The sequence below is a fragment of the Pseudomonas sp. genome (assembly GCF_049301935.1).
Lineage (GTDB): Bacteria > Pseudomonadota > Gammaproteobacteria > Pseudomonadales > Pseudomonadaceae > Aquipseudomonas.
In genome coordinates this window covers 21,727-43,086 of sequence record NZ_JBAQLP010000099.1, presented here as the reverse complement: position 1 = coordinate 43,086, position 21,360 = coordinate 21,727, and the positions used below count along the sequence as shown (strand labels likewise).

Below are 21,360 nucleotides of genomic sequence, written 5' to 3'. Positions count from 1 at the left end.
ACACATCGCCAAGCACGCCCCGTAGGATGGGTTGAGCAACGCGATACCCATCAACCAATCCCACATAAAACCGCTACTACACTCAGCCAACCGCGACTCTGCAAAGGACTGCAGCCATGACAGACTACCGCCGCGACCTCACCCCAGGCGCCAGCTGGTTCTTTACCCTCAACCTGGCCGACCGCCGCCAGACGCTACTAACCGAACAGATCGACCTGCTACGCAGTAGCTTTCGCAGCGTGATGCGCAGGCACCCGTGGCGGATCGACGCCATCGTGATCCTCCCGGACCACCTGCATGCGCTATGCACCTTACCCGCCGGCGATGCCGATTTCGCGGTGCGTTGGCGCCTGATCAAAACCGGGTTTTCCCGCGCCTTGCCCCATGGCGAGCGCATATCCTCCAGCCGCCAGCGCAAAGACGAACGCGGCATTTGGCAACGGCGTTATTGGGAACACCGCATTCGCGACCAGGTGGATTTCAACCGGCATATCGATTACATCCACCACAACCCGCGCAAGCATGGCCATGTGCAGCGTGTGGTCGATTGGCCGTGGTCGTCGTTTCACCGGTATGTGCGAGCGGGGTTATTGCCGGGGGATTGGGCGGGTGATGAGGAGACAAATGTGGGCGCTGGTGAGCGCTGCTGTGATGATTTCAGATAGCCATTATTGATGGGTATCGCTACGCTCAACCCATCCTACTAACTTGAAGGCCGTACATATGACGATTGCGCATCGAGCCCCCGGCAATCACCTATACCACTACACCTCAGCAAAAACAGCAACCCTAATTCTTGACAGTAGGAAATTGCTATTTGGATCAATGCAAAAGGTCAATGACCCTAAAGAATTTTCAGATTGGAGGCTAGAGCCGGTTCTGAACAGTGCTGATATTAAAAGCCGACAGGTTTCAATATTTAATAGAAAGATAAGCCATCGATGCAAAGAAATCACACAAGCATTATGTTTCTCCATGGACTCTTTGCACTCACGCAACAACGGCCATGCCTACTACAGGTCAGGCTGCCTTGGCCGAGGCTTTGGCAATTCTCCAATGTGGCATTTTTATGGGGAAAAACACAAAGGTGTTTGCTTTGCATTCAACAAGAACCTTCTATTAGAGCAGCTAAATTCAAAAACGCAGGGCAAGTTCTATCGACATGGCGAAATCTGTTATGACGATGAGTTTCTTCCTAATGATCATAACCACCCCTATCAATATGACTTAGACCGCCTACTTGAGATTGGACTAGAAAATTATTGCTACGAATTCTTAAAGCGCTCTCTAGAGTATATTTATTTCAAAAAACAGACCGCTTGGTCTTATGAAAACGAGTACAGAGCCATTGTAGTCAATGATAGCGCCAATAGATTCCCACTCGACTATGGAAGCTCCTTAGATTCAATTATATTTGGCGTTAATTGCAGCGATAAAACCAAGCTAGCAATCCGAAGCATAGCCGAGCCAAAAGGCGTACCATGCCACGATCTTATTGTTATAAACCACACATTACAACTCAACTTACAACCGGACTTTTCATCAATTTTCAAGGACGTTAAACAGTGACCTAATATGGACCAAGCAAAGTCCGCAAGATGGGTAGAGCGCAGCGATACCCATCAACTCTCAAAACAAAAGGCCCGTCAATCGACGAGCCTTTTGTTTAAATCACCACTCAGCACAGCACTCGGCTCAGACCAGCGCCGCCTCGCTGCGACGCTCAAGCTTCCGCCCCTGATACTCCCGCGCCGCCTGATGAAACGCCTCCAACAGCGCGTTGTAATCCGCCTTCTCCCAATAGCGATACTCGGGATGCCACTGCACCCCCACGGCAAACGCCTTGGCGCCAATCACGCTGACCGCCTCGATCTGCCCATCCTCGGCCACGGCTTCAATCTGTAGGCCCTCGCCCAGGCGATCAATCCCCTGACCGTGCAACGAGTTGACCTTGATCTGCCGCTCGCCGAGCACTGTGTGCAGCACGCCACCCTCGGTCAGGGCTACGTTGTGCATCGGGCCGTAGGCCACGTCATCCGCTACGTCCTTCACCTCACGGTGATCGAGACGCCCTGCAACCGCATGCACTTCACGGTGCAAGGTGCCGCCGAACAGCACGTTGAGTTCCTGCACGCCCCGGCAGATGCCGAGGAAGGGAATGCCGCGCTCCAGGCAGGCGCGCATCAGGCGCAACACAGTTTCATCACGGGGTTTGTCGGCCAGGCCGAGGCCGGGATGCTCGTCGCCGTAGAAGCTGGGGTGCACGTTGGAGAGTGAACCGCCAAACATGATGCCGCTGACGCTGTCGAGCACGGTGTCCATATCCAGGTCATCGCCAAAGGCCGGGATCATCAGCGGGAAGGCGCCGAAGCCGGTGACGGCGTGGATGTACTTCTCGCCGACCAGGTGAAACCAGCCGATATCACGGCTGGTCAGCTGCCAACGGCACAGGGGAAGGCCAATCAAGGGTTTGCTCATAGGGAGTCCTCTTCATAATTAATTGAAGTGGGCTGCCCTTGGGAGAGCGGGCTTGCGGGCCAGGAAACCCTGAACCCGCTCACCCAAGGGGTGCCGTAACCTGCGGTCACTGCACCAACGCCGCGCCCGCGCGGCTGGTTTGTTGCGTAAAGCGGTTGTGGCTTGATGGGTATCGCTGCGCTCAACCCATCCTACGGCGCTACTTGTGTAGGAGCGGGCTTGCCCGCGATTCGGTGGTGGCCTTGCTCGCGGCCAAGGCCGCTCCTACAGGTCGTCATCCACATCCAAAAAGGGGGCTGATCCTGCGATCAGCCCCCCGTTACTTAACCATTACTCGGGAAGGCGAACTGAGCCGCTTCGTGCGAGGCGCGCTGCGGCCAGCGCTGGGTGATGGCTTTTTTGCGGGTATAGAAGCGCACACCGTCCGGGCCGTAGGCGTGCAGGTCACCGAACAGCGAGCGCTTCCAGCCGCCGAAACTGTGGTAGCTGACCGGTACGGGCAGCGGTACGTTGACGCCGACCATGCCGACTTCGATTTCGTCGCAGAACAGCCGCGCCGCTTCACCATCGCGGGTGAAGATGCAGGTGCCGTTGCCGTATTCGTGGTCGTTGATCAGCTGCATGGCGGCTTCCAGGCTGCCGACGCGGACGATGCACAGCACCGGGCCGAAGATTTCGTCGGTGTAGATGGTCATCTCCGGGGTCACCTTGTCGAACAGCGTGCCGCCGACGAAATAACCATTTTCATGGCCGGCCACCACCAAATCGCGACCGTCGACTACCAGGCTTGCGCCCTGGGCCACACCGGCGTCGATATAGCCTTTGACCTTGTCACGCGCCGCGCCAGTCACCAGCGGGCCCATGTCCAGGCCGCAGGAGGTGCCGGCACCGATTTTCAGCGCTTTGATTTGCGGCACGATTTTCTCGACCAGGGCATCGGCGATCTGATCGCCTACGCACACGGCCACGGAGATGGCCATGCAGCGCTCGCCGCAGGAGCCGTAGGCGGCGCCCATCAGTGCGCTGACGGCGTTGTCCAGGTCGGCATCGGGCATCAGTACGGCGTGGTTCTTCGCGCCGCCCAGGGCCTGTACGCGCTTACCGCGCTTGGTGCCTTCGCTGTAGATGTATTCGGCAATCGGCGTCGAGCCGACAAAGCTCAGGGCCTTGACTTCCGGCGCTTCGATCAGCGCATCCACCGCTGCCTTGTCGCCGTGCACCACGTTGAGCACGCCTTTGGGCAGACCGGCCTCGATCAGCAGTTGGGCGATATACAGGGTGGAGCTGGGGTCACGCTCGGATGGCTTCAAGATAAAGCAGTTGCCGCAGACGATGGCCAGCGGGTACATCCACAGCGGCACCATGGCCGGGAAGTTGAACGGGGTGATGCCGGCCACAACGCCGATGGGCTGCATATCGCTCCAGGCGTCGATATTCGGGCCGACGTTGCGGCTGTACTCGCCCTTGAGGATTTCCGGAGCGGCGCAGGCGAATTCGACGTTTTCGATGCCGCGCTTGAGTTCACCGGCGGCGTCTTCCAGGGTTTTGCCGTGCTCTTCGCTGATCAGCTTGGCGATGGTCGCTTCGTGCTGTTCCAGCAGCTGCTTAAAGCGGAACATCACCTGGGCGCGCTTGGCCGGCGGGGTGTTGCGCCAGGCCGGGAAGGCGCTCTTGGCCGAGTCGATGGCCAGTTGCATGGTGGCGCGGTCGGCCAGGGCGACTTGCTTGGTGGCTGCGCCAGTGGACGGGTTGAACACGTCTGCGCTGCGGCCGGTGCCGGCGGTCAGTTCGCCGTGGATCAGGTGGTTAACGAGGGTCATGGCAGTTCCTTGGTAACAGATTTGTTGTTGTAGGAGCGGGCTTGCCCGCGATGCGTGGTGATCGCGGGCATGGCCCGCCCCTACGGAATAGTGTTTGGCTTAATCCAGGCTGTTCAGCACATCGCCAACGGCGTTGAACACGGAGTCCAGTTGCTCGGGCGTGGTGTTGAAGGTTGGCCCGAACTGCAGGGTGTCGCCGCCGAAGCGCACGTAGAAGCCGGCGTTCCACAGCTTGATGCCGGCCTCGAAGGGGCGGATCACCGGGTCGCCGTCACGCGGGGCGATCTGCAGCGCGCCGGCCAGGCCGCAGTTGCGGATGTCGACCACGTGCTTGCTGCCCTTGAGGCTGTGCAGCTTCTCTTCAAAGATCGGCGCCAGGGCAGCCGATTGCTCGATCAGGTGGTCGCGCTTGAGCAGTTCCAGGGTCGCCAGGCCGGCGGCGCAGGCTACCGGGTGGCCCGAGTAGGTGTAGCCGTGGCCGAACTCGACCATGTGCTCGGGAATCGCCTGGTTCATAAAGGTGTTGTAGATCTCGCTGGAGGCGATCACCGCGCCCAGTGGAATCGCGCCGTTGGTGATCTGCTTGGCGGTATTGATGATGTCCGGGGTAACGCCGAAGAATTCGGCACCGGTCCACTTGCCCATGCGCCCGTAGGCGGTGATCACTTCGTCGAAGATCAGCAGGATATTGTGCTGCGTACAAATCTCTCTCAGGCGCTGTAGGTAGCCAACCGGCGGCACGATCACGCCGGCAGAGCCGGACATCGGCTCGACTATCACCGCGGCGATGTTCGAGGCGTCGTGCAGTTCGATCAGCTTCAGCAGCTCGTTGGCCAGCTCCACGCCGCCGGTTGCGGCCATGCCCTTGGTGTAGGCCAGGTGCGCCTGCAGGGTGTGCGGCAGGTGGTCGGCGTCCATCATCTGGCCGAACATTTTGCGGTTGCCACCGATGCCGCCCAGCGAGGTACCGGCGATGTTTACGCCATGGTAGCCACGGGCGCGGCCGATAAATTTGCTTTTGCTCGGCTGACCTTTCAGGCGCCAGTAGGCGCGCGCCATCTTCACCGAGGTGTCGGCGCACTCGGAGCCGGAGTCGGTGTAGAACACATGGTCGAGGCCGGCCGGGGTCAGCTCGGTGATTTTCTCGGCCAGCTGATAGGACAGCGGGTGGCCGTACTGGAAGCCCGGCGCGTAATCGAGGGTGCCCAGCTGCTTGGCCACCGCTTCCTGAATTTCTTTGCGGTTATGCCCGGCACCGCAGGTCCACAGCCCGGACAGGCTGTCGAAGATGCGCCGGCCCTTGTCGTCGATGAAGTGGTTACCGTCAGCGCCGACGATCAACCGCGGGTCGCGCTTGAAGTTGCGGTTGGCGGAAAACGGCATCCAGTGCGCATCCAGCTTGAGCTGGCTGGCCAGGGACGGGACTTCGGTCTGCGGCATATTCATGGGGCGGCCTCGCAAGGAAGGGTGGTGTTCTTATAAGGAGAAGCTGTTGCCAGTAAAGGTGCCACGGGCTTAGAGTCAGAAAAACACGACTCTTCTTATCTTTAGTTCATCACTTACTAAACAATGAGCCCCAGCCAATGAGCACTCGCCGCCCCGACCCGCTGGCCCAGGTCAGTGACTTTGATATTCGCCTGCTCAAGCTGTTTCGCAGCGTGGTCGAATGCGGCGGTTTTTCTGCGGCGGAAAGCGCCTTAGGCATCGGCCGCTCGGCGATCAGCCAGCAGATGAGCGACCTGGAACAGCGCCTCGGCCTGCGCCTGTGCCAGCGCGGTCGCGCCGGCTTTGCCCTGACCGAAGAGGGCCGCGAGGTGTACCAGAGCACCCAGCAGTTGCTGGCGGCGCTGGAGAGTTTTCGCACCGAGGTCAACGGCCTGCACCAGCACCTGCGCGGCGAGCTGAATATCGGCCTGACCGACAACCTAGTGACGGTGCCGCATATGCGCATCACCAACGCCCTGGCGCGCCTGAAGGAGCGTGGCCCGGATGTGCATATCCATATCCGCATGACCCCGCCCAGCGAAGTGGAGCAGGGCGTGCTCGATGGCCGTCTGCATATTGGCGTGGTGCCGCAGGTGACGGCACTCTCCGGCCTGGACTACCAGGCGCTGTACGACGAACGTTCGCTGCTCTACTGCGCGGTCGGCCACCCGCTGTTCTATGTCGATGATCGGCAGCTGGAGGACGCGCGCCTGAACAGCCAGGAAGCCATCGCGCCGACCTTTCGCCTGCCGCCCGAGGTGCAGAGCCACTACCAGGCGCTCAATTGCACGGCCAGCGCCTCGGACCGCGAAGGCATGGCCTTTCTCATCCTCACCGGACGCTATATCGGTTACCTGCCTGATCACTACGCCCAGGCCTGGGTGCAGCAGGGCCGCCTGCGCGTGCTCAAGCCCGATAGCCGCTTCTATGACGTCAGCCTGGCCTCGGTGACGCGCAAGGGCCGGCGCCCGCACCTGGTGCTGGAGAGTTTTCTGGAGGCATTGGCTGAGGCTTGATGCGCGAGGCAGAAGCCAGTTCCCCGAACACTTGAACCTGCACAAAGACGGTGCAAACACCCGGCAAAATGGCGCTTATCGCGTTTTTCTGGCCCTTGCGCTTGTCACCCACGCGACACTGGGGTATCAGTGCAAACGTCCGAAAACCTGAGCACTGCGGAACCGCCCATGACTGTTGAAGTACTTGCCCACCGAACCGACCCGAGCACTAAACCCGCCGGGCGCATCCGGCAGAAAAACCAAGAAGCGATCATCAAGGCCGCCGAGGAAGAGTTCGCCCGTCACGGTTTCAAAGGCACCAGCATGAACACCATCGCGCAGACCGTTGGGCTGCCCAAGGCCAACCTGCACTACTACTTCAGCAACAAACTGGGCCTGTATCAGGCGGTGCTGAGCAATATCCTCGAACTCTGGGACAGCACCTTCAACACCCTGACCGTGGACGATGACCCGGCCACCGCGCTGGCCGCTTATATCCGCGCCAAGATGGATTTCTCCCGCCGCCAGCCAAAGGCCTCGCGCATCTACGCCATGGAAGTTATCAGCGGCGGCGAGCACCTGTCGCAGATACTCAATCAGGACTACCAGGCCTGGTTCCGCGGCCGCGCCGCGGTGTTCAAGGCCTGGAGCGCGGCAGGCAAGATGGACCCGGTCGATCCGGTACACCTGATCTTCCTGCTGTGGGGCAGCACCCAGCACTATGCCGACTTTGCCTCGCAGATCTGCCGCGTCACCGGCCGCTCGCGCCTGGTCAAGGCCGATTACGAAGAAGCCGCCGACCAGCTGATCGCCATCATCCTCAAGGGCTGTGGCCTGACGCCTCCCGTCAAAGACGCCTGATGCCCTTTTCCCTGCTCGGCCCTTGCGACTACCGCGAGGAGATTCGTAAAAGCCGCTTTATCGCCCTCGCCGCGCCGGTTACCAGCGCGGCCGAGGCGCAGGCGTTTATCACGGCGCACAGCGACGCCAGCGCCAGCCACAACTGCTGGGCCTGGAAGGTCGGTCAGCAGTACCGTTTCAGCGACGACGGCGAACCCGGCGGCACGGCGGGCCGGCCGATACTCGCAGCCATCGAGAGCCAGGAGATGGACCAGCTGGCGGTGCTGGTGATCCGCTTCTACGGCGGCATCCAGCTCGGCACCGGCGGCCTGGCTCGAGCTTACGGCGGCAGCGCCAATAAATGCCTGCAAGCCGCCCCGCGCATCGAGTTAATCGCCCGCGAGCAGTACCGCTGCCATTGCTTGTTCGCCGAGCTGCCACTGCTCAAGGCGCGCCTGGCGGAACTGGACTGCCTGCTGCTGCAGGAAGACTACGACGCCACGGGGGCCGACTTGCAGCTGGCGATCGCCGTGCCACGGGTGGCTGACTTGCAACGCCTGCTGGCGGATATCAGCCGTGGGCGCAGTGAACTGCGGCCGCAGTAGGTGAACTACGCTTCTGCATTGTGGCTGTGAGCCTGCAGCTGATTTCACGAATTATCGCGGGCAAGCCCGCTCCTACATGTGAGCGCGTGTTGAGCTGCTGCCCCCGTAGGAGCGGACTTGCCCGCGATCAATCTCATATACAGCACAAGAGGCAATGGAATGCCTGCAAAACCCCATGGCAGTAACCTGCGGCGCGGCCGCTATTCAGAGCCAGAGCGTATTTACCTGCTGACCACCACCCTGTTGCAGCGCCGTCCGCTGTTTAACGACTTTGCAGTGGCACGCTTACTGGTGGCAGAACTTCGCGCAGCCCATGAACAGCACAGGGTTACGTCTCTGGCCTGGGTGGTGATGCCCGATCACCTGCACTGGCTTGTACAACTGCAAGCAGGCTCGCTGGATGCACTGATGCGTCGCATAAAAAGTAACAGCGCACGGCAGATCAATCAGTACCTCGGCACACAGGGCCCGATTTGGCAGCCGGGTTATTACGACCGGGCGCTGCGTCAGGATGAAGACCTGCAATCAGCGGCTCGTTATATAGTCACCAATCCATTACGCGCCGGCCTGGGAAAGCGCATTGGCGATTACCCGTTATGGGATGCGCTGTGGCTGTGAGCCTGCGCCGGTCTTAGGATTTATCGCGGGCAAGCCCGCTCCTACAGGGGACAGCGGCGTTGCGCGGGCAAGGCGATTGAGCGCCCGGCGACTCGGCGAAATCCTGTCCTAGCGGTTAAACTTTGTCGCGACCACGCCTGCTAACGAGATCTGACCATGAACGACTGGCTCAACGCACTGCCCAAGGCCGAATTGCACCTGCACCTGGAAGGCTCGCTGGAGCCCGAGCTGCTGTTTGCCCTGGCCGAGCGCAACAAGATCAAATTACCCTGGAATGACGTCGAAGCGCTGCGCGGCGCCTATGCCTTCAACAACCTGCAGGAGTTTCTCGACCTGTATTACGCCGGGGCCGACGTGCTGCGCACCGAGCAGGACTTCTACGACCTGACCTGGGCCTATCTGCTCAAGTGCAAGGCGCAGAACGTGATCCACAGCGAACCGTTCTTCGACCCACAAACCCACACCGACCGCGGTATTCCCTTCGAGGTGGTGCTACGCGGGATCAAGCAGGCGCTGCGTGACGGCGAGCAGCAGCTGGGCATCAGCCACGGTTTGATCCTGAGCTTTCTGCGCCACCTGTCCGAAGAGGAAGCCTTCAAAACCCTGGAACAGGCCATGCCGTTTCGCGATGCCTTTATCGCCGTCGGCCTGGACAGCTCGGAGATGGGCCACCCGCCGCGCAAGTTTGCGCGGGTATTCGACAAGGCACGCAGCGAAGGTTTGCTGACGGTGGCCCATGCCGGTGAAGAAGGCCCGCCCGAATACATCTGGGAAGCGCTGGACCTGCTGAAGATCGAGCGTATCGACCACGGCGTGCGCGCCATCGAAGACGAGCGGCTGATGCAGCGCATCATCGACGAGCAGATCCCGCTGACCGTCTGCCCGCTGTCCAACATCAAGCTCTGCGTGTTCGACGACATGCGCCAGCACAATATCCTGCAGATGCTCGAACGCGGCGTGAAGGTCACGGTGAACTCGGACGACCCGGCCTACTTCGGCGGCTACGTCACCGAGAACTTCGCCGCCCTGCATGACAGCCTGGGCATGACCCAGGAGCAGGCCCAACGCCTGGCGCAGAATAGCCTGGATGCGCGCCTGGTTTAGCCCTCGGCACCAGACACTGGCCTAACGGCACAACCGCTAGGCCAGCACTATCAGTGGTGCGCCGCTTTCTGCTCGGGCGCATCCTTTTGCACCGCGACCTCCACCTCAACTGCACCGGCCTTCTCAAAGGTCAGGGTCAGCGGGAAGCGCTCGCCGTCCTTGGCCTGCTGCTGCAGGTTGAACAGCATGACGTGGTAGCCCATGGACGCAAACTTCACTGCGCCACCGACGGGAATCGCCACGTTCTGCACCTGCTGCATCTTCATCAAACCATCGGCGTGGATATGTTCATGCAGCTCGGCCTTGCCGGCGTGTGGGGTGCTGACACTGAGCAGGCGATCCACCTCCGCGCCCTGGTTGTGCAGCACAAAATAGACCGCTGCCGTCGGTGCGACGGCCGGCATTTCCCGCGACCAGGGGTGTTCGATATGCAGCTCGCCGGCACTGTATTCATGGGCGCTGGCGAACAGGCTCGGGCTCAGCAAGGCGGCAATCAGCAGAATCTTCTTCAACAGCATGGTGTTCCTCCGGTGGTGGACTGACTGTCCATAACAAGTGTTGTAACGCGAAGCCTTGGCGCGGGCCAAACCTGCGCCGGTTATGCCATTAAGACGGTGGCGCACAGCTAATCCGTACGAGGCAACGGCAGGAGTATCCGGGGCTTAGGCCCAATGGCTATGGAAGCGAAGGTGAGGCGCGGGGATTGGCCGAGGGCCAGAGGTAGCGGACAGGTCGCGGGGTAAAGAAGAACGTCAGCAGGGGGGCGCGATTGGGTGCCAGTAAGCCCAGCAGGCCGAAGAACGCCGCCAGGATGATCGCGCTGAAGGTGGAGTTCAGGGAGCAGCCGGAGCCGGTGGCGGGATTGGGCGCCACAACACCGGAGCCATCCAGGTCCGCCCCGGCGCCGAAATTGCCGTCGAAGGAGCAGTACTGGCTGCTAAGGCCGCTGAGCTGCAGACCGGCCATCTGCCCGTGACCAATACTGCAGACGAACGCACTGAACAGCACGCTGAAATACAGCATCCAGGCCAGCAGGCGGCGGTCAGTACGGATCATTTTCATGGGCGCGACTCTAGCATTGCTCTGGGGCGCATATGACGCAGCAGCACTGCGCTGGATTGCCGCAGTGCGCTGGCGGCAATCTTAGTGTGGCCAGGGCGCATCCGCCAACAACTCGGCACAGCGTGCTTGGACAAACTCGCGCAGCAGCAACACCGGTTTGCTCAGTTGCGCCCTATGCGCGCAGATCAGGTTGAGCGGTGTCGGCTCGCCGCGCAGTTCGGGTAGCAACACCTGAAGCCGCCCGGCACGCACATCACCGGCCACATCCAGCCAGGACTTGTACACCAGCCCAGCACCGCTGACTGCCCAGCGCCGCACCACATCGGCATCATCACTGACCCGGTCGCCTTTGACGCTGATGCCCTGCTCGCGCTTGCCATCGCTGAAGCGCCAACGGTCATGCAACCGCCCGCCGAGCATATAGAGCAGGCAATTGTGCCCCGCCAGCTCGTCCACCGAGTGCGGCTCGCCATGCTTGTGCAGGTACTGCGGCGCAGCACACAGCACACGCCGATTTAGCGCGGCCACCGGCAAGGCGACCAGGCTGGAATCCTCCGGCGCGCCGTAGCGCAGGGCGATGTCCACCGGCTCGCGAAACAGGTCGGCCACCCGGTCGCCCAGCAGCAGGCGCAGTTGCACCTGCGGGTGCATCTGCTGAAATTCATCCAGCCAGGGCAGCAGAATATTGCGGCCGAAATCCGAGGGGGCGGACAGCTGCAACGGCCCGCTGATGCCAACCTTGCTACCGGCCAGTTGCTGCCGGCCGTCGTCCAGGCTGTGCAAGGCCAGGCGCGCATGGCCGAGAAACAGCTCGCCCTCGGGTGTCAGGCGCAGGCTGCGGGTGGAGCGGCTAAACAGGCGCGCCTCCAGTTGCTGCTCCAGGCGCTTGAGCGCGGCGCTGGCCAGCGCCGGTGAAATATCCAGACGTCGCGCTGCCGCCGAGAGATTGCCCAGGTCAGCGGTGGTGACAAACAACTGCAAATCATCAACGCGCAGCATGGCGGCTCATTATCAAAAAAACATTGAAAGAGACTCTAGTAGCAGGCGGTTTTTCTCGTCAATCGAATAACCGAGCATGCATGGCACTTGAACCGGAGCCCAGCATGACCACGCCACTGACGTTGATTGCCACCCTCACCGCGCGCCCCGGCCAGGCCCAGGCGGTTGAAGCCGGCCTGCGCCAGCTGGTGCCACCCAGCCAGGCCGAAGCCGGTTGCCTGCAGTACAACCTGCACCGCCATCAGCAGCAGCCCAACCGCTTCATCATGGTTGAGCAATGGCAGGACGCCGCTGCCCTTAGCGCGCACCAGCAGACCGTACATTTTCTGCACTTTGGCGAAACCTGCGGCAGCCTGCTGGAGCAGGTCGATCATCAATTAATGCACCGTATTCTCTAAGGAGCCCTCATGAAAGCTGTCGCCTACTACCAGTCCCTGCCCGCCGACCACGCCGACGCCCTGCAGGATGTCGAACTGCCGGCGCCCACGCCCGGCCCGCGCGACCTGCTGGTCGAGGTCAAGGCCATTTCGGTCAACCCGGTGGACACCAAGATTCGCCGCAACGTCGCCCCTGAAGACGGCGCCGCCAAGGTGCTCGGCTGGGACGCCAGCGGCATCGTCAAGGCGGTGGGCAACGAGGTCAGCCTGTTCCAGCCCGGTGACCGGGTGTATTACGCCGGGGCGATCAACCGCGCCGGGGCCAACAGCGAGCTGCATGTGGTGGATGAGCGCATCGTCGGGCAGATGCCCAAGAGCCTGCCATTTGCCGAAGCCGCCGCCCTGCCGCTGACCGCGATCACCGCCTGGGAGCTGCTGTTCGAGCGTTTGCAGATCACTCAGGGCAACGCAGACCTGGGCCAGAGCCTGCTGATTGTCGGCGCAGCCGGTGGCGTCGGCTCGATCCTGGTGCAGCTGGCGCGCCAACTTACCGGCCTGACCGTGATCGGCACCGCCTCCCGCCCGCAAACCCAAGCCTGGGTCCGCGAGCTGGGCGCGCATCATGTGATCGACCACAGCCAGCCGCTGAGTGAAGAACTGCAACGCATCGGCATCCATCAGGTCACCCACGTCGCCAGCCTGACCCAGACCGACCAGCACTTCGCGCAACTGGTCGAAGCCCTGGTTCCACAAGGCCGCCTGGCGCTGATCGATGACCCGGCGCAGGCGCTGGACATCATGCAGCTCAAGCGCAAAAGCCTGTCGCTGCACTGGGAGCTGATGTTTACCCGCTCGCTGTTCGAAACGGCGGACATGATCGAGCAGCATCAGCTGCTGGATCGGGTGGCCGAACTGGTGGATGCCGGCACCCTGCGCACCACCCTGGGCGAGCACTTCGGCAGCATCAACGCGGCCAACCTGCGCCGTGCCCATGCGCTGCTGGAAAGCGGTACGGCCAAAGGCAAGATCGTTCTCGAAGGCTTTTAAAGCCGCTTAGCCACCCTGGCTCACGCGCTGCGTGGGCCGGGCAGCTTTTTTACCGCGCGCCCTGCATTCGACAAGGGGCCGGCTAGACTCAATGCATTGCCTGCTTGCAGGCACGCCCATTCAACTCTTGCAACATGACTAGCCATTGGCGGTGATGGATGCGACCCGATCTTCAAGGCCCACTGCGCCTGGCTGGCGTATATAGCCTGTTCAGCGCCCTGTGGATTTTCGGCAGTGACTATCTGTTGCATACGCTGGTCCGGGACAGCGAACTGGTGGCTGAGCTGCAAACCGGCAAAGGCCTGCTGTTTATTCTGCTGAGCACCGGGCTGATCTTCTTTGTCAGCCTGCGTGACCGCCAGGCGCAGCATCAACTGCTCGCGGCGCTCACCCACAACAGCCGCGTGCTGCAACAGGCGCAACGCAACGCCGGGCTAGGCAGCTGGGAATACCGCAATGGTTTCCACTGGAGCGACGAGGCCCTCTGCCTGTTCGGCCGCACTGTTGACAGCCAGCAGTGCAGCAGCGAACAGCTGCTCAGCTGGCTGCACCCCGCCGAACGCTGCGCCGTGCAACGCGCCCTGCGCGGCTTGCTGGAGAGCCGCAACACAATGCTGGTGAGTGCCCGCCTGCTGCAACCCCAGCAACAGCAAACCACTTGGCTGATGCTGCGCGGTGAAGTGGATGAGCAGGGGCGCGTCCTCGGTACCGTGCAAAACATCAGCGCACAGAAACGCGACGAAAGCGCCCTACGTGAAAGCGAGCAGCGTTTTCGCCAGCTGTTCGAGCAGACCCCGCGAATTGCCGTGCAAGGCTACGACCGCGACCGCCGGGTGATCTACTGGAACCAGGCCAGCACCCAGCTTTATGGCTATGCCCTGCATGAGGTGATGGGCCAGCGCCTGGAAGAGCTGATCGTTCCGCCCCAGGCACGCAGCAAGGTGGCCAGTGCGATCAACCTGTGGCAGCTCGGCGGCCCGCCAATCCCTGCCGCCGAGGTGCAGCTACAACGCAAGGACGGCAGCCTGGTGTGGGTCTATTCCAGCCACCTGATGCTGCGTAACAGCCTGGATCAGCTGGAGCTGTACTGCGTCGACATCGACCTCACCGAACAGAAGAAAATCGATAACGAACTGCAGGTCAGCGAGAGCCGCTACCGCTCGCTGGTCGAGCACCTCGGTGATGCGATTTTTATCACCAGCCCCGACGATCAACTGAGCTTCCTCAACCCGGCCTGGGAACGGATCAGCGGTTACCCGATCCACGAAAGCCTGGGCAAGCCATTGCAGCGTTTTATGCCGGAACTGGCTCAAGCCACGCTAAGCCAACGCCTGGAAGAATTGCGCAGCGGCAAGCTCGGCAGCCTGCGCCTGGAATGCCAGTTGCTCACCCGTAGCGGTCAGGCGCGGCGAGTTGAACTGCAGCTCAACCTGAGTCTGCCCGAGCACAGCCTGCACGGTAGCCTGCATGACCTGCATGAGCGCCACCAGGCCCAACAACTGCAACAGGCACGCAACGCAGTGCTCGACGAGCTGCTGGGTCTGTACCCGCTACGCAGCATTCTCAGCGGTATCAGCCAGCGCCTGGAAAGCCTGCAACCGCAGATGCGCGTGTCGATCATGCTACTCGATGAGCAACAGCGCCTGCATCTTGGCGCAGCCCCCAGCCTACCGGAGGCCTATTGCCGGGCCATCGACGGCAAGCGGGCCGCGCTGGAGGTTGGTTCATGCGGACACGCCGCCGTGAGCGGCGAACTGGTGATCGCCGAAGACCTCAGTCAGCATCCGTATTGGCGCGATTACCAGAGCGTCGCCCTGGCCGCCGGACTGCACGCCTGCTGGTCACTGCCGTTCAAGGATGACAACGGCCAGGTGCTGGGCACCTTCGGCATCTACTACCCGCAGCCCAGCCGGCCGAGCGCCGCCGATATTGCCCTGGTCACCGAATTCACCCGGTTGGCCGGGCTGGCCGTGCAATTCAGCGCCACGCAGGTGAGCTGATCAGACCAACGGCACGCCTGCCGTGATTGAATTGTTACAGGTCAATGAAAGTTCATATTGAGCGACTAGACTGGCTTTTCTTGCATAGGAGGCTCGGCGATGAACGTCATGATCCAACCGGTAAAAACAGCCGCAGGTTCAGGCTGGCAAGTAAGCTTTGGCAAGCAGAGTGTGACCTTTCGCAGTGAAAGCGAGGCCCGCCAGTTTGTCAGCACCCTGCAAGCGCGCCTGAGCGCGCCGCATAGGCTGCCATTCGAGCAACAGCGCGCCGTAAGTTAAGCCTATGCGCGGATCGCGCCGCGCTCGACCCAGCGGGTAAACAGGGAAAAGCTTACGGCCAACACCCCGCAAGCGAAGATCACCACGGCAATCGGCCAGGCGCTGCCGTCATGCAGCACGCCCACCAGGGCAGCGGCACTGGCGGCGATCACGAACTGCAGACTGCCGAGCAAGGCCGAGGCACTGCCGGCATGCCTGCCCTGCCCGGCCATGGCGCAAGCCGAGGCGTTGGGCAGCAGAATGCCCAGGCTGGCAATGCAGCCGAACAATGGCAGCAGCAGCGGCCACAAGGCGTGCGGCTTGGCCAGCGCCACCAGCAGCAGGGCCAGACCGCACGCCAGGTAGAACCACACGGTCTTGCCCAGCCAGTACGCCGGCCCATGCCGCGCCACCAGCCAGGCATTCAGCTGCGCCACCAGAATAAAGCCCAGGGCATTGCTGCCGAACAGCCAGCCGTAATGCTCGGCGGGGATGCCATACAGCTCGATAAACACGAACGGCGAGCCGGCGATATAGGCAAACATCCCGGCAATCGCACAGCCGCCGGTCATCGCATAGCCGAGAAACGGCAGGTCGGCGAACAGCCGCTTGTACTCCCCCAGCGCGCCGCGCAGGGGTGCCGGCGGCGCGTCCTTGGCCAGGGTTTCCGGCAGCCACTGAGCCACCGCCAGCAGGCAGATAAAGCTGAACAGCGTCAGGCAGATAAAGATCGACGGCCAGCCCAGCGTGCTGAGCAGCAGCCCACCGCCCAGCGGCGCGAGAATCGGCGCCAGGCCCATCACCAGCATCAGTTGGGAAAATACCTTGGCCGAGTTGATCGGGTCACACAGATCACGCACCACCGCCCGCGACACCACCATCCCCGCGCAACCGCCCAGGGCCTGCACAAAGCGCGCGGCAATCAGCCATTCCAGGCTCGGCGCCAGGGCGCAGGCCAACGACGCCAGACTGAACAGCATGACCCCGCCCAGCAGCGGCTTGCGTCGGCCAAAACGGTCGGCCAGCGGGCCATACACCAGTTGACCAATGGCCAGGCCGGCAAAGTAGGCCGCCAACGACAGCTGCACATGCTCCACATCGGTGGCGAAGGCGCGCGCCAGGGTCGGAAAGCTCGGCAGGTAAAAGTCGATAGCCAACGGGCCAAAGGCGCTTAACGCGCCGAGAATCAACAGCAGAGGTAACGGCATGGCGGTCCAAATAAGTTGTAGCCCGGATGCAATCCGGGGCATTCAGCGCCTGACCAACCGTTCCCGGATTACATCTGGACTACGGCCTGGCAGCATGGGTATCGCTATGCTCAACCCATCCTACGTCCTGGCGCGCCAAAGGCTCCCACCTGACCGAGCCTTTGCGCACACGCCTAACCCACCCTACGGCCTTTGCCGATTTTCTCTGCCAGCGATTCCACCAGCAGGTAGAACATCGGGATCAGGAAGATCGCCAGGAAAGTCGCCGCCATCATCCCACCGATCACCCCGGTGCCGATCGAGTGACGGCTGGCCGAGCCTGCGCCCGAGCTGATCGCCAGCGGCACAACGCCGAGAATAAACGCCAGCGAGGTCATGATGATCGGGCGAAAGCGCAGGCGTGAAGCCTCCAGCGCCGACTCGAAGATGCCCATACCCTGCTGCCTGCACAGCACGGCGAACTCGACGATGAGGATGGCGTTCTTCGCTGCCAGGCCGATCAGGGTGACCAGGCCGACCTGAAAGTACAGGTCGTTTTCGATGCCGCGCAGCCACACCGCGAGAATCGCGCCGAACACCGCAAACGGCACCGCAGTGACCACCGCCAGCGGCAGGGTCCAGCGCTCGTACTGCGCCGCGAGAATCAGGAACACCATGATCAGGCCGAAGACGAAGGCACTGCTGCCCGAGCCCTGCGAGGCTACTTCCTGGAAGGCCGAGCCGGTCCAGCCGATGCTGTAATCGCTGCCCAGCACCTCATCCGCCACCTCTTGAATCGCACTTAGGGCCTGGCCGGAGCTGAAGCCAGGCGCCGGCCCGCCGAGGATCTTCGCCGCCGGGTAGACGTTGAAGCGCGCGTAGGTATCCGGGCCGAGAATCCGCTCGACCTTGACCAGGCTGGCCAAGGACACCAGCTCGCCACTGGCCGCACGCACATAGACCTGGGACAGGTCTTCAGGCTTGCTGCGAAACTCCGCCTCGGCCTGCAGGCTGACCTGGAAGGTACGCCCATACAGGCTGAAATCGTTGACGTAGTAGCTGCCGAACGTCGCCTGCATGGCGGTGAACACATCATTCACCGAGACCCCCAGGGCGCGTGCCTTGATGCGATCCAGGTCGATAAAGTACTGCGGCACATTGGCGCTGAAGGTGCTCTGCACCCCGGCCAACTCAGGACGTTTGGCCGCAGCGGCGAGAAAGGCCTGAACCTTCTCGGCCAGCTGCGCGGTGCTACCGCCGCTGCGATCCTGGATATAGCCTTCGAAGCCGCCGGTGGTGCTCATGCCGGTAATCGGCGGCGGGTTGAAGCTCATCACCACACCATCCTTCTGCGCCGCGCCCATGCCCATAAATTCGCCGGTCAAGTTGCGCGCATCCAGCTCGGGGGTGGTGCGCTCGCTCCAGTCCTTCAGTGGCACGAAGCTCACCCCGGCGTTGCTGCGGGTACCAAAGGTCAGCACGTCGAAACCGGCGAAGGTCACCACGTCCTGCACCGCCGGGTGCGCCATCAGCTGCTGGGTCACCTCACCGGTCAGCTTTTCGGTACGGGTCAGCGAGGCGGCGGGCGGCAGGAAGTAGGCGTTGATCACATAGCCCTGGTCTTCGTTGGGCACCAGGGAACTGGGCACCCGGTTGAACAGCACCACCATCAGCGCAATCATCGCGCCGAACAGCAGCAGGCCGACCGCCGAACGTTTGAGGAAGAACCGCACCCCGGCGGTGTAGCCGCTGGTCAGCTTGTCGAAGACCCGGTTGAAGGCGCGGAACGGTGCGGCCGGTTCGTGGTGCCCAGGCTTGAGCAGCAAGGCGCACAGCGCCGGACTCAGGGTCAGGGCGACGATGCCGGAGATCACCACCGAAATGGCGATGGTGATGGCGAACTGTTTATACATCTCCCCGGCCAGGCCGCCGAGAAAGCCCACCGGCACGAATACTGCGCAGAGCACCAGAACGATGGCGATAATCGGCCCGGTCACTTCTTGCATGGCCTTGATGGTCGCCTCGCGCGGGCCGATCTTGTCGCTGGCCATCACCCGCTCGACGTTTTCGATCACCACAATGGCGTCGTCCACCACGATACCGATGGCCAGCACCATGCCGAACAGGGTCAGCAGGTTGATTGAGAAACCGAGCAGGTACATGCCGGCGAAGGTGCCGACCAGCGACACCGGAATCGCCAACAGCGGGATCAGCGTGGCGCGCCAGTTCTGCAGGAACAGAAACACCACCAGCACCACCAGGATCAGCGCTTCGAAGAAGGTCTTGATCACTTCGTCGATCGACACCTGGACGAATTTGGTGGTGTCGTACGGCACCTTGTAGGTCATGCCGCTGGGGAAGTTCTGCGACAGACGATCGAGCGTCTTGCTCACCGCGGCGGCAGTGTCCAGGGCATTCGCGCCGGGCTGCAGGTACACGCCAAACGCGGCGTTCTGCTGACCGTTGAGCGAGGTCATCAGCGAGTAGTCCTGGGCACCCAGCTCGATCCGCGCAACATCCTTGAGCAGCAGGCTGGCGCCGGTGTCGTCGGTACGCAAAATGACGTTTTCAAATTCTTGCGGGTCGGTGAAACGCCCCTGGGTGGTCACCGTGTAGGTGAAATCCTGTTCCTGCTTGAGCGGCTGCTGGCCGAAGCTGCCGGCGGCGAACTGCGAGTTCTGCTCACGGATCGAATTGACCACATCGGTGGGCGTCAGGTTGAACTGCGCCAGCTTGTCCGGGCGCAGCCAGATGCGCATCGAGTAGTCTTTCGAACCGAACTGGCTGACATCGCCCACGCCGGGCAGGCGCTTGAGTTCGTCGATCACATTGATCAGCGCGTAGTTGCTGATAAACACCGGGTCGCGCGAGCCATCCGGCGAGTACAGGGTGACAACCTGAAGAATGTCCGAAGACTTCTTCTGCACCTTGACGCCCTGCCGGCGCACTTCTTCCGGCAGTTTGGCCAGGGCGGCCTGCACCCGGTTGTTGACGTCGATGGTGGCCTGATCGGGGTCGCGGCCCACCTCGAAATACACCGACAGGCTCATGGCGTTGCCGCCGGAGTTGGACTGCTGGTAAATCATCCCTTCGACGCCGTTGATCGACTGCTCCAGCGGCGCGGCCACGGTTTCGGCAATCACCTGGGCGCTGGCCCCGGCGTAGCTGGCGCTGACCGACACCTGCGGCGGCAGGATCTGCGGGTACTGGGCGATCGGCAACGAGCGCATGGCCATCAGGCCGGCCAGCACGATGATGATCGAGATGACCGCGGCAAATACCGGACGGTCGATAAAGAAGCGTGAGATCACCGGGAACGCTCCTTAGGATTGGCTGGCAACTGGGGCGGCAACTTTGACCGGGCTGTCCGGACGCACCTTCGGCAGGCCCTCGACGATCACCCGCTCACCGGCACTGATGCCGGACACAATCACCCAACGGCCTTTGGCCGTATGCCCGGTGGTGACCTGACGCATACGCGCCACCCCGCCTTTATCCACCACGTAGACAAAGGTACCGCCAGGGCCCTGGGCAATCGCGCGCTCAGGCAGGGTCATGGCATTAGGGATGCTCAGGCCCAAAACCTGCACCCGCACAAACTGGCCGGGCAACAGCGTCTGATCCGGGTTAGGCACCACGGCGCGGGCGCTGACGGTACCGGTGCCACGATCCACCAGGCTGTCGGTGAAATCCACCTTGCCTTCCAGCGGGTAGACACTGCCGTCACCGAGCTTGATCTGCACGCTCATCTTGCCGTCTTCCGGCAGCACCAGGCTGCCGTTCTGCAAACCGCTGCGCACACTTTCCACATCGGAGTCCGGGGCGGCGAAGTTGACGTAGATCGGGTCCAGCTGGGTGATATTGCTCAGCAAGCTGGCATTCGGATCACCGGCCACCATCAAACTGCCTTCGGAAACGGTTTCCTTGCTGGTGATACCGGAAATCGGCGCTTTTACCGTGGTGTAGTCAAGGTCGATCTGCTTGGACTGCACCTCGGCCTCGGCGGCCTGGATATTGGCCTTGCTCTGCTCGAAGTTGGAGATGGCGTTATCCAGCTCGCTCTCGCTGGCAAAGCCCTTCTTCTGCAGCTCGCGGATGCGCTTGAGGTTACGCTCGGTCTGCCGGTAGCGCGCCTGCTCCTGCGCCAACGCACCCTTGGCGCGGCTCAGCGCGGCCTGGTAGGTGCGCGGGTCGATGCGGAACATCACCTGGCCTTGCTTGACCTGACTGCCTTCCAGATAGGTGCGTTCCTGCAGGATGCCACTGACCTGGGCGCGGACCTGCACTTCGCGGAAACCCGCAGTGCGCGCGGAATATTCCAGCTCCAGCGGCAGCGACTCGGCCTTGACGGTTTCCACCACCACTTCGGGTGCAGGCGGTGCATCGGCGGCATACAGGGGGGCAGCCAGGACGGCGAGCAACAGGGAACCGGCAGCAACCGGCAGATGACGGGGAAAAAACATGGATGTCTCCAAGAAAACGCAG

The 21,360-nt window shown here is 62.0% G+C and carries 19 protein-coding genes; 10 read left to right on the top strand and 9 right to left on the bottom strand.

All coding sequences use genetic code 11. The features are described 5' to 3' along the window. Positions 1-116 precede the first annotated feature (116 nt). Both WA145_RS13255 and WA145_RS13250 read left to right on the top strand, forming a co-directional pair. The gene (locus tag WA145_RS13255) at positions 117-665 is read left to right on the top strand and encodes an REP-associated tyrosine transposase (protein ID WP_422582030.1); all 549 of its coding nucleotides are present in this window, start codon (positions 117-119) and stop codon (positions 663-665) included. Between the two features lie 58 nt (positions 666-723). After that, complete coding sequence (locus tag WA145_RS13250) at positions 724-1,569, top strand: DUF2971 domain-containing protein (RefSeq protein WP_422582029.1); 846 nt, start codon at positions 724-726, stop codon at positions 1,567-1,569. Positions 1,570-1,695: 126 nt separating this feature from the next. Here WA145_RS13250 and WA145_RS13245 read toward each other — a convergent pair whose 3' ends face one another. The 3 genes from WA145_RS13245 to WA145_RS13235 form a co-directional block, all read right to left on the bottom strand. Beyond that, on the bottom strand, positions 1,696-2,478 hold the full coding sequence (locus WA145_RS13245) for a gamma-glutamyl-gamma-aminobutyrate hydrolase family protein (protein WP_422582028.1): 783 nt from the start codon (positions 2,476-2,478) through the stop codon (positions 1,696-1,698). Positions 2,479-2,801: 323 nt separating this feature from the next. Further along, positions 2,802-4,298, bottom strand: coding sequence for a CoA-acylating methylmalonate-semialdehyde dehydrogenase (locus WA145_RS13240; protein WP_422582027.1), 1,497 nt, complete (start codon positions 4,296-4,298; stop codon positions 2,802-2,804). Between the two features lie 99 nt (positions 4,299-4,397). Further along, the gene (locus WA145_RS13235; RefSeq protein WP_422582026.1) at positions 4,398-5,744 is read right to left on the bottom strand and encodes an aspartate aminotransferase family protein; all 1,347 of its coding nucleotides are present in this window, start codon (positions 5,742-5,744) and stop codon (positions 4,398-4,400) included. A 137-nt stretch (positions 5,745-5,881) separates the two neighbouring features. On the opposite strand from WA145_RS13235, the gene WA145_RS13230 reads away from it, so the two are divergent. From WA145_RS13230 to WA145_RS13210, 5 genes are all read left to right on the top strand, one after another. Next, positions 5,882-6,799, top strand: a complete 918-nt coding sequence (locus WA145_RS13230; RefSeq protein WP_422582025.1) for a LysR family transcriptional regulator — start codon at positions 5,882-5,884, stop codon at positions 6,797-6,799. 168 nt (positions 6,800-6,967) lie between these two features. After that, complete coding sequence (locus tag WA145_RS13225) at positions 6,968-7,639, top strand: TetR/AcrR family transcriptional regulator (protein WP_422582024.1); 672 nt, start codon at positions 6,968-6,970, stop codon at positions 7,637-7,639. Next, positions 7,639-8,223: an IMPACT family protein gene (locus WA145_RS13220; RefSeq protein WP_422582023.1), complete on the top strand. Its 585-nt coding sequence runs from the start codon at positions 7,639-7,641 to the stop codon at positions 8,221-8,223. Before WA145_RS13225 ends, WA145_RS13220 begins: the two co-directional genes overlap by 1 nt. Positions 8,224-8,382: 159 nt before the next feature. Continuing rightward, on the top strand, positions 8,383-8,841 hold the full coding sequence (locus WA145_RS13215; RefSeq protein WP_422582056.1) for an REP-associated tyrosine transposase: 459 nt from the start codon (positions 8,383-8,385) through the stop codon (positions 8,839-8,841). A 156-nt stretch (positions 8,842-8,997) separates the two neighbouring features. Next, positions 8,998-9,945 (top strand): adenosine deaminase, encoded by a 948-nt coding sequence (locus tag WA145_RS13210; RefSeq protein WP_422582022.1) that lies wholly within the window; start codon positions 8,998-9,000, stop codon positions 9,943-9,945. A gap of 50 nt (positions 9,946-9,995) precedes the next feature. Here the strand turns inward: WA145_RS13210 and WA145_RS13205 are convergent, their stop codons facing one another. From WA145_RS13205 to WA145_RS13195, 3 genes are all read right to left on the bottom strand, one after another. Beyond that, positions 9,996-10,463, bottom strand: a complete 468-nt coding sequence (locus WA145_RS13205; protein WP_422582021.1) for a copper chaperone PCu(A)C — start codon at positions 10,461-10,463, stop codon at positions 9,996-9,998. Between the two features lie 157 nt (positions 10,464-10,620). Next, on the bottom strand, positions 10,621-11,007 hold the full coding sequence (locus WA145_RS13200) for a DUF2946 domain-containing protein (RefSeq protein WP_422582020.1): 387 nt from the start codon (positions 11,005-11,007) through the stop codon (positions 10,621-10,623). Between the two features lie 81 nt (positions 11,008-11,088). Further along, the gene (locus WA145_RS13195; protein WP_422582019.1) at positions 11,089-12,006 is read right to left on the bottom strand and encodes a LysR family transcriptional regulator; all 918 of its coding nucleotides are present in this window, start codon (positions 12,004-12,006) and stop codon (positions 11,089-11,091) included. An 80-nt stretch (positions 12,007-12,086) separates the two neighbouring features. Here WA145_RS13195 and WA145_RS13190 point away from each other — a divergent pair, with 80 nt between their 5' ends. The 3 genes from WA145_RS13190 (at position 12,087) to WA145_RS13180 (ending at position 15,430) form a co-directional block, all read left to right on the top strand. Continuing rightward, on the top strand, positions 12,087-12,404 hold the full coding sequence (locus WA145_RS13190; protein WP_422582018.1) for a putative quinol monooxygenase: 318 nt from the start codon (positions 12,087-12,089) through the stop codon (positions 12,402-12,404). Positions 12,405-12,413: 9 nt separating this feature from the next. Further along, on the top strand, positions 12,414-13,430 hold the full coding sequence (locus tag WA145_RS13185; RefSeq protein WP_422582017.1) for a zinc-binding alcohol dehydrogenase family protein: 1,017 nt from the start codon (positions 12,414-12,416) through the stop codon (positions 13,428-13,430). A 158-nt stretch (positions 13,431-13,588) separates the two neighbouring features. Further along, entirely contained in the window at positions 13,589-15,430 is a 1,842-nt protein-coding gene (locus WA145_RS13180; protein WP_422582016.1) for a PAS domain S-box protein, read from the top strand. 281 nt (positions 15,431-15,711) lie between these two features. On the opposite strand, the gene WA145_RS13175 is transcribed toward WA145_RS13180, so the two are convergent. The 3 genes from WA145_RS13175 to WA145_RS13165 all read right to left on the bottom strand — a co-directional run bounded on the left by WA145_RS13175 (position 15,712) and on the right by WA145_RS13165 (position 21,338). Then, positions 15,712-16,896 carry a multidrug effflux MFS transporter gene (locus tag WA145_RS13175; RefSeq protein WP_422582015.1) on the bottom strand — a complete coding sequence of 395 codons (1,185 nt, stop codon included), beginning with the start codon at positions 16,894-16,896 and terminating at the stop codon, positions 15,712-15,714. 173 nt (positions 16,897-17,069) lie between these two features. Further along, on the bottom strand, positions 17,070-20,186 hold the full coding sequence (locus tag WA145_RS13170; protein WP_422582014.1) for an efflux RND transporter permease subunit: 3,117 nt from the start codon (positions 20,184-20,186) through the stop codon (positions 17,070-17,072). Positions 20,187-20,198: 12 nt separating this feature from the next. Then, on the bottom strand, positions 20,199-21,338 hold the full coding sequence (locus WA145_RS13165; protein ID WP_422582013.1) for an efflux RND transporter periplasmic adaptor subunit: 1,140 nt from the start codon (positions 21,336-21,338) through the stop codon (positions 20,199-20,201). Positions 21,339-21,360: the final 22 nt, after the last annotated feature.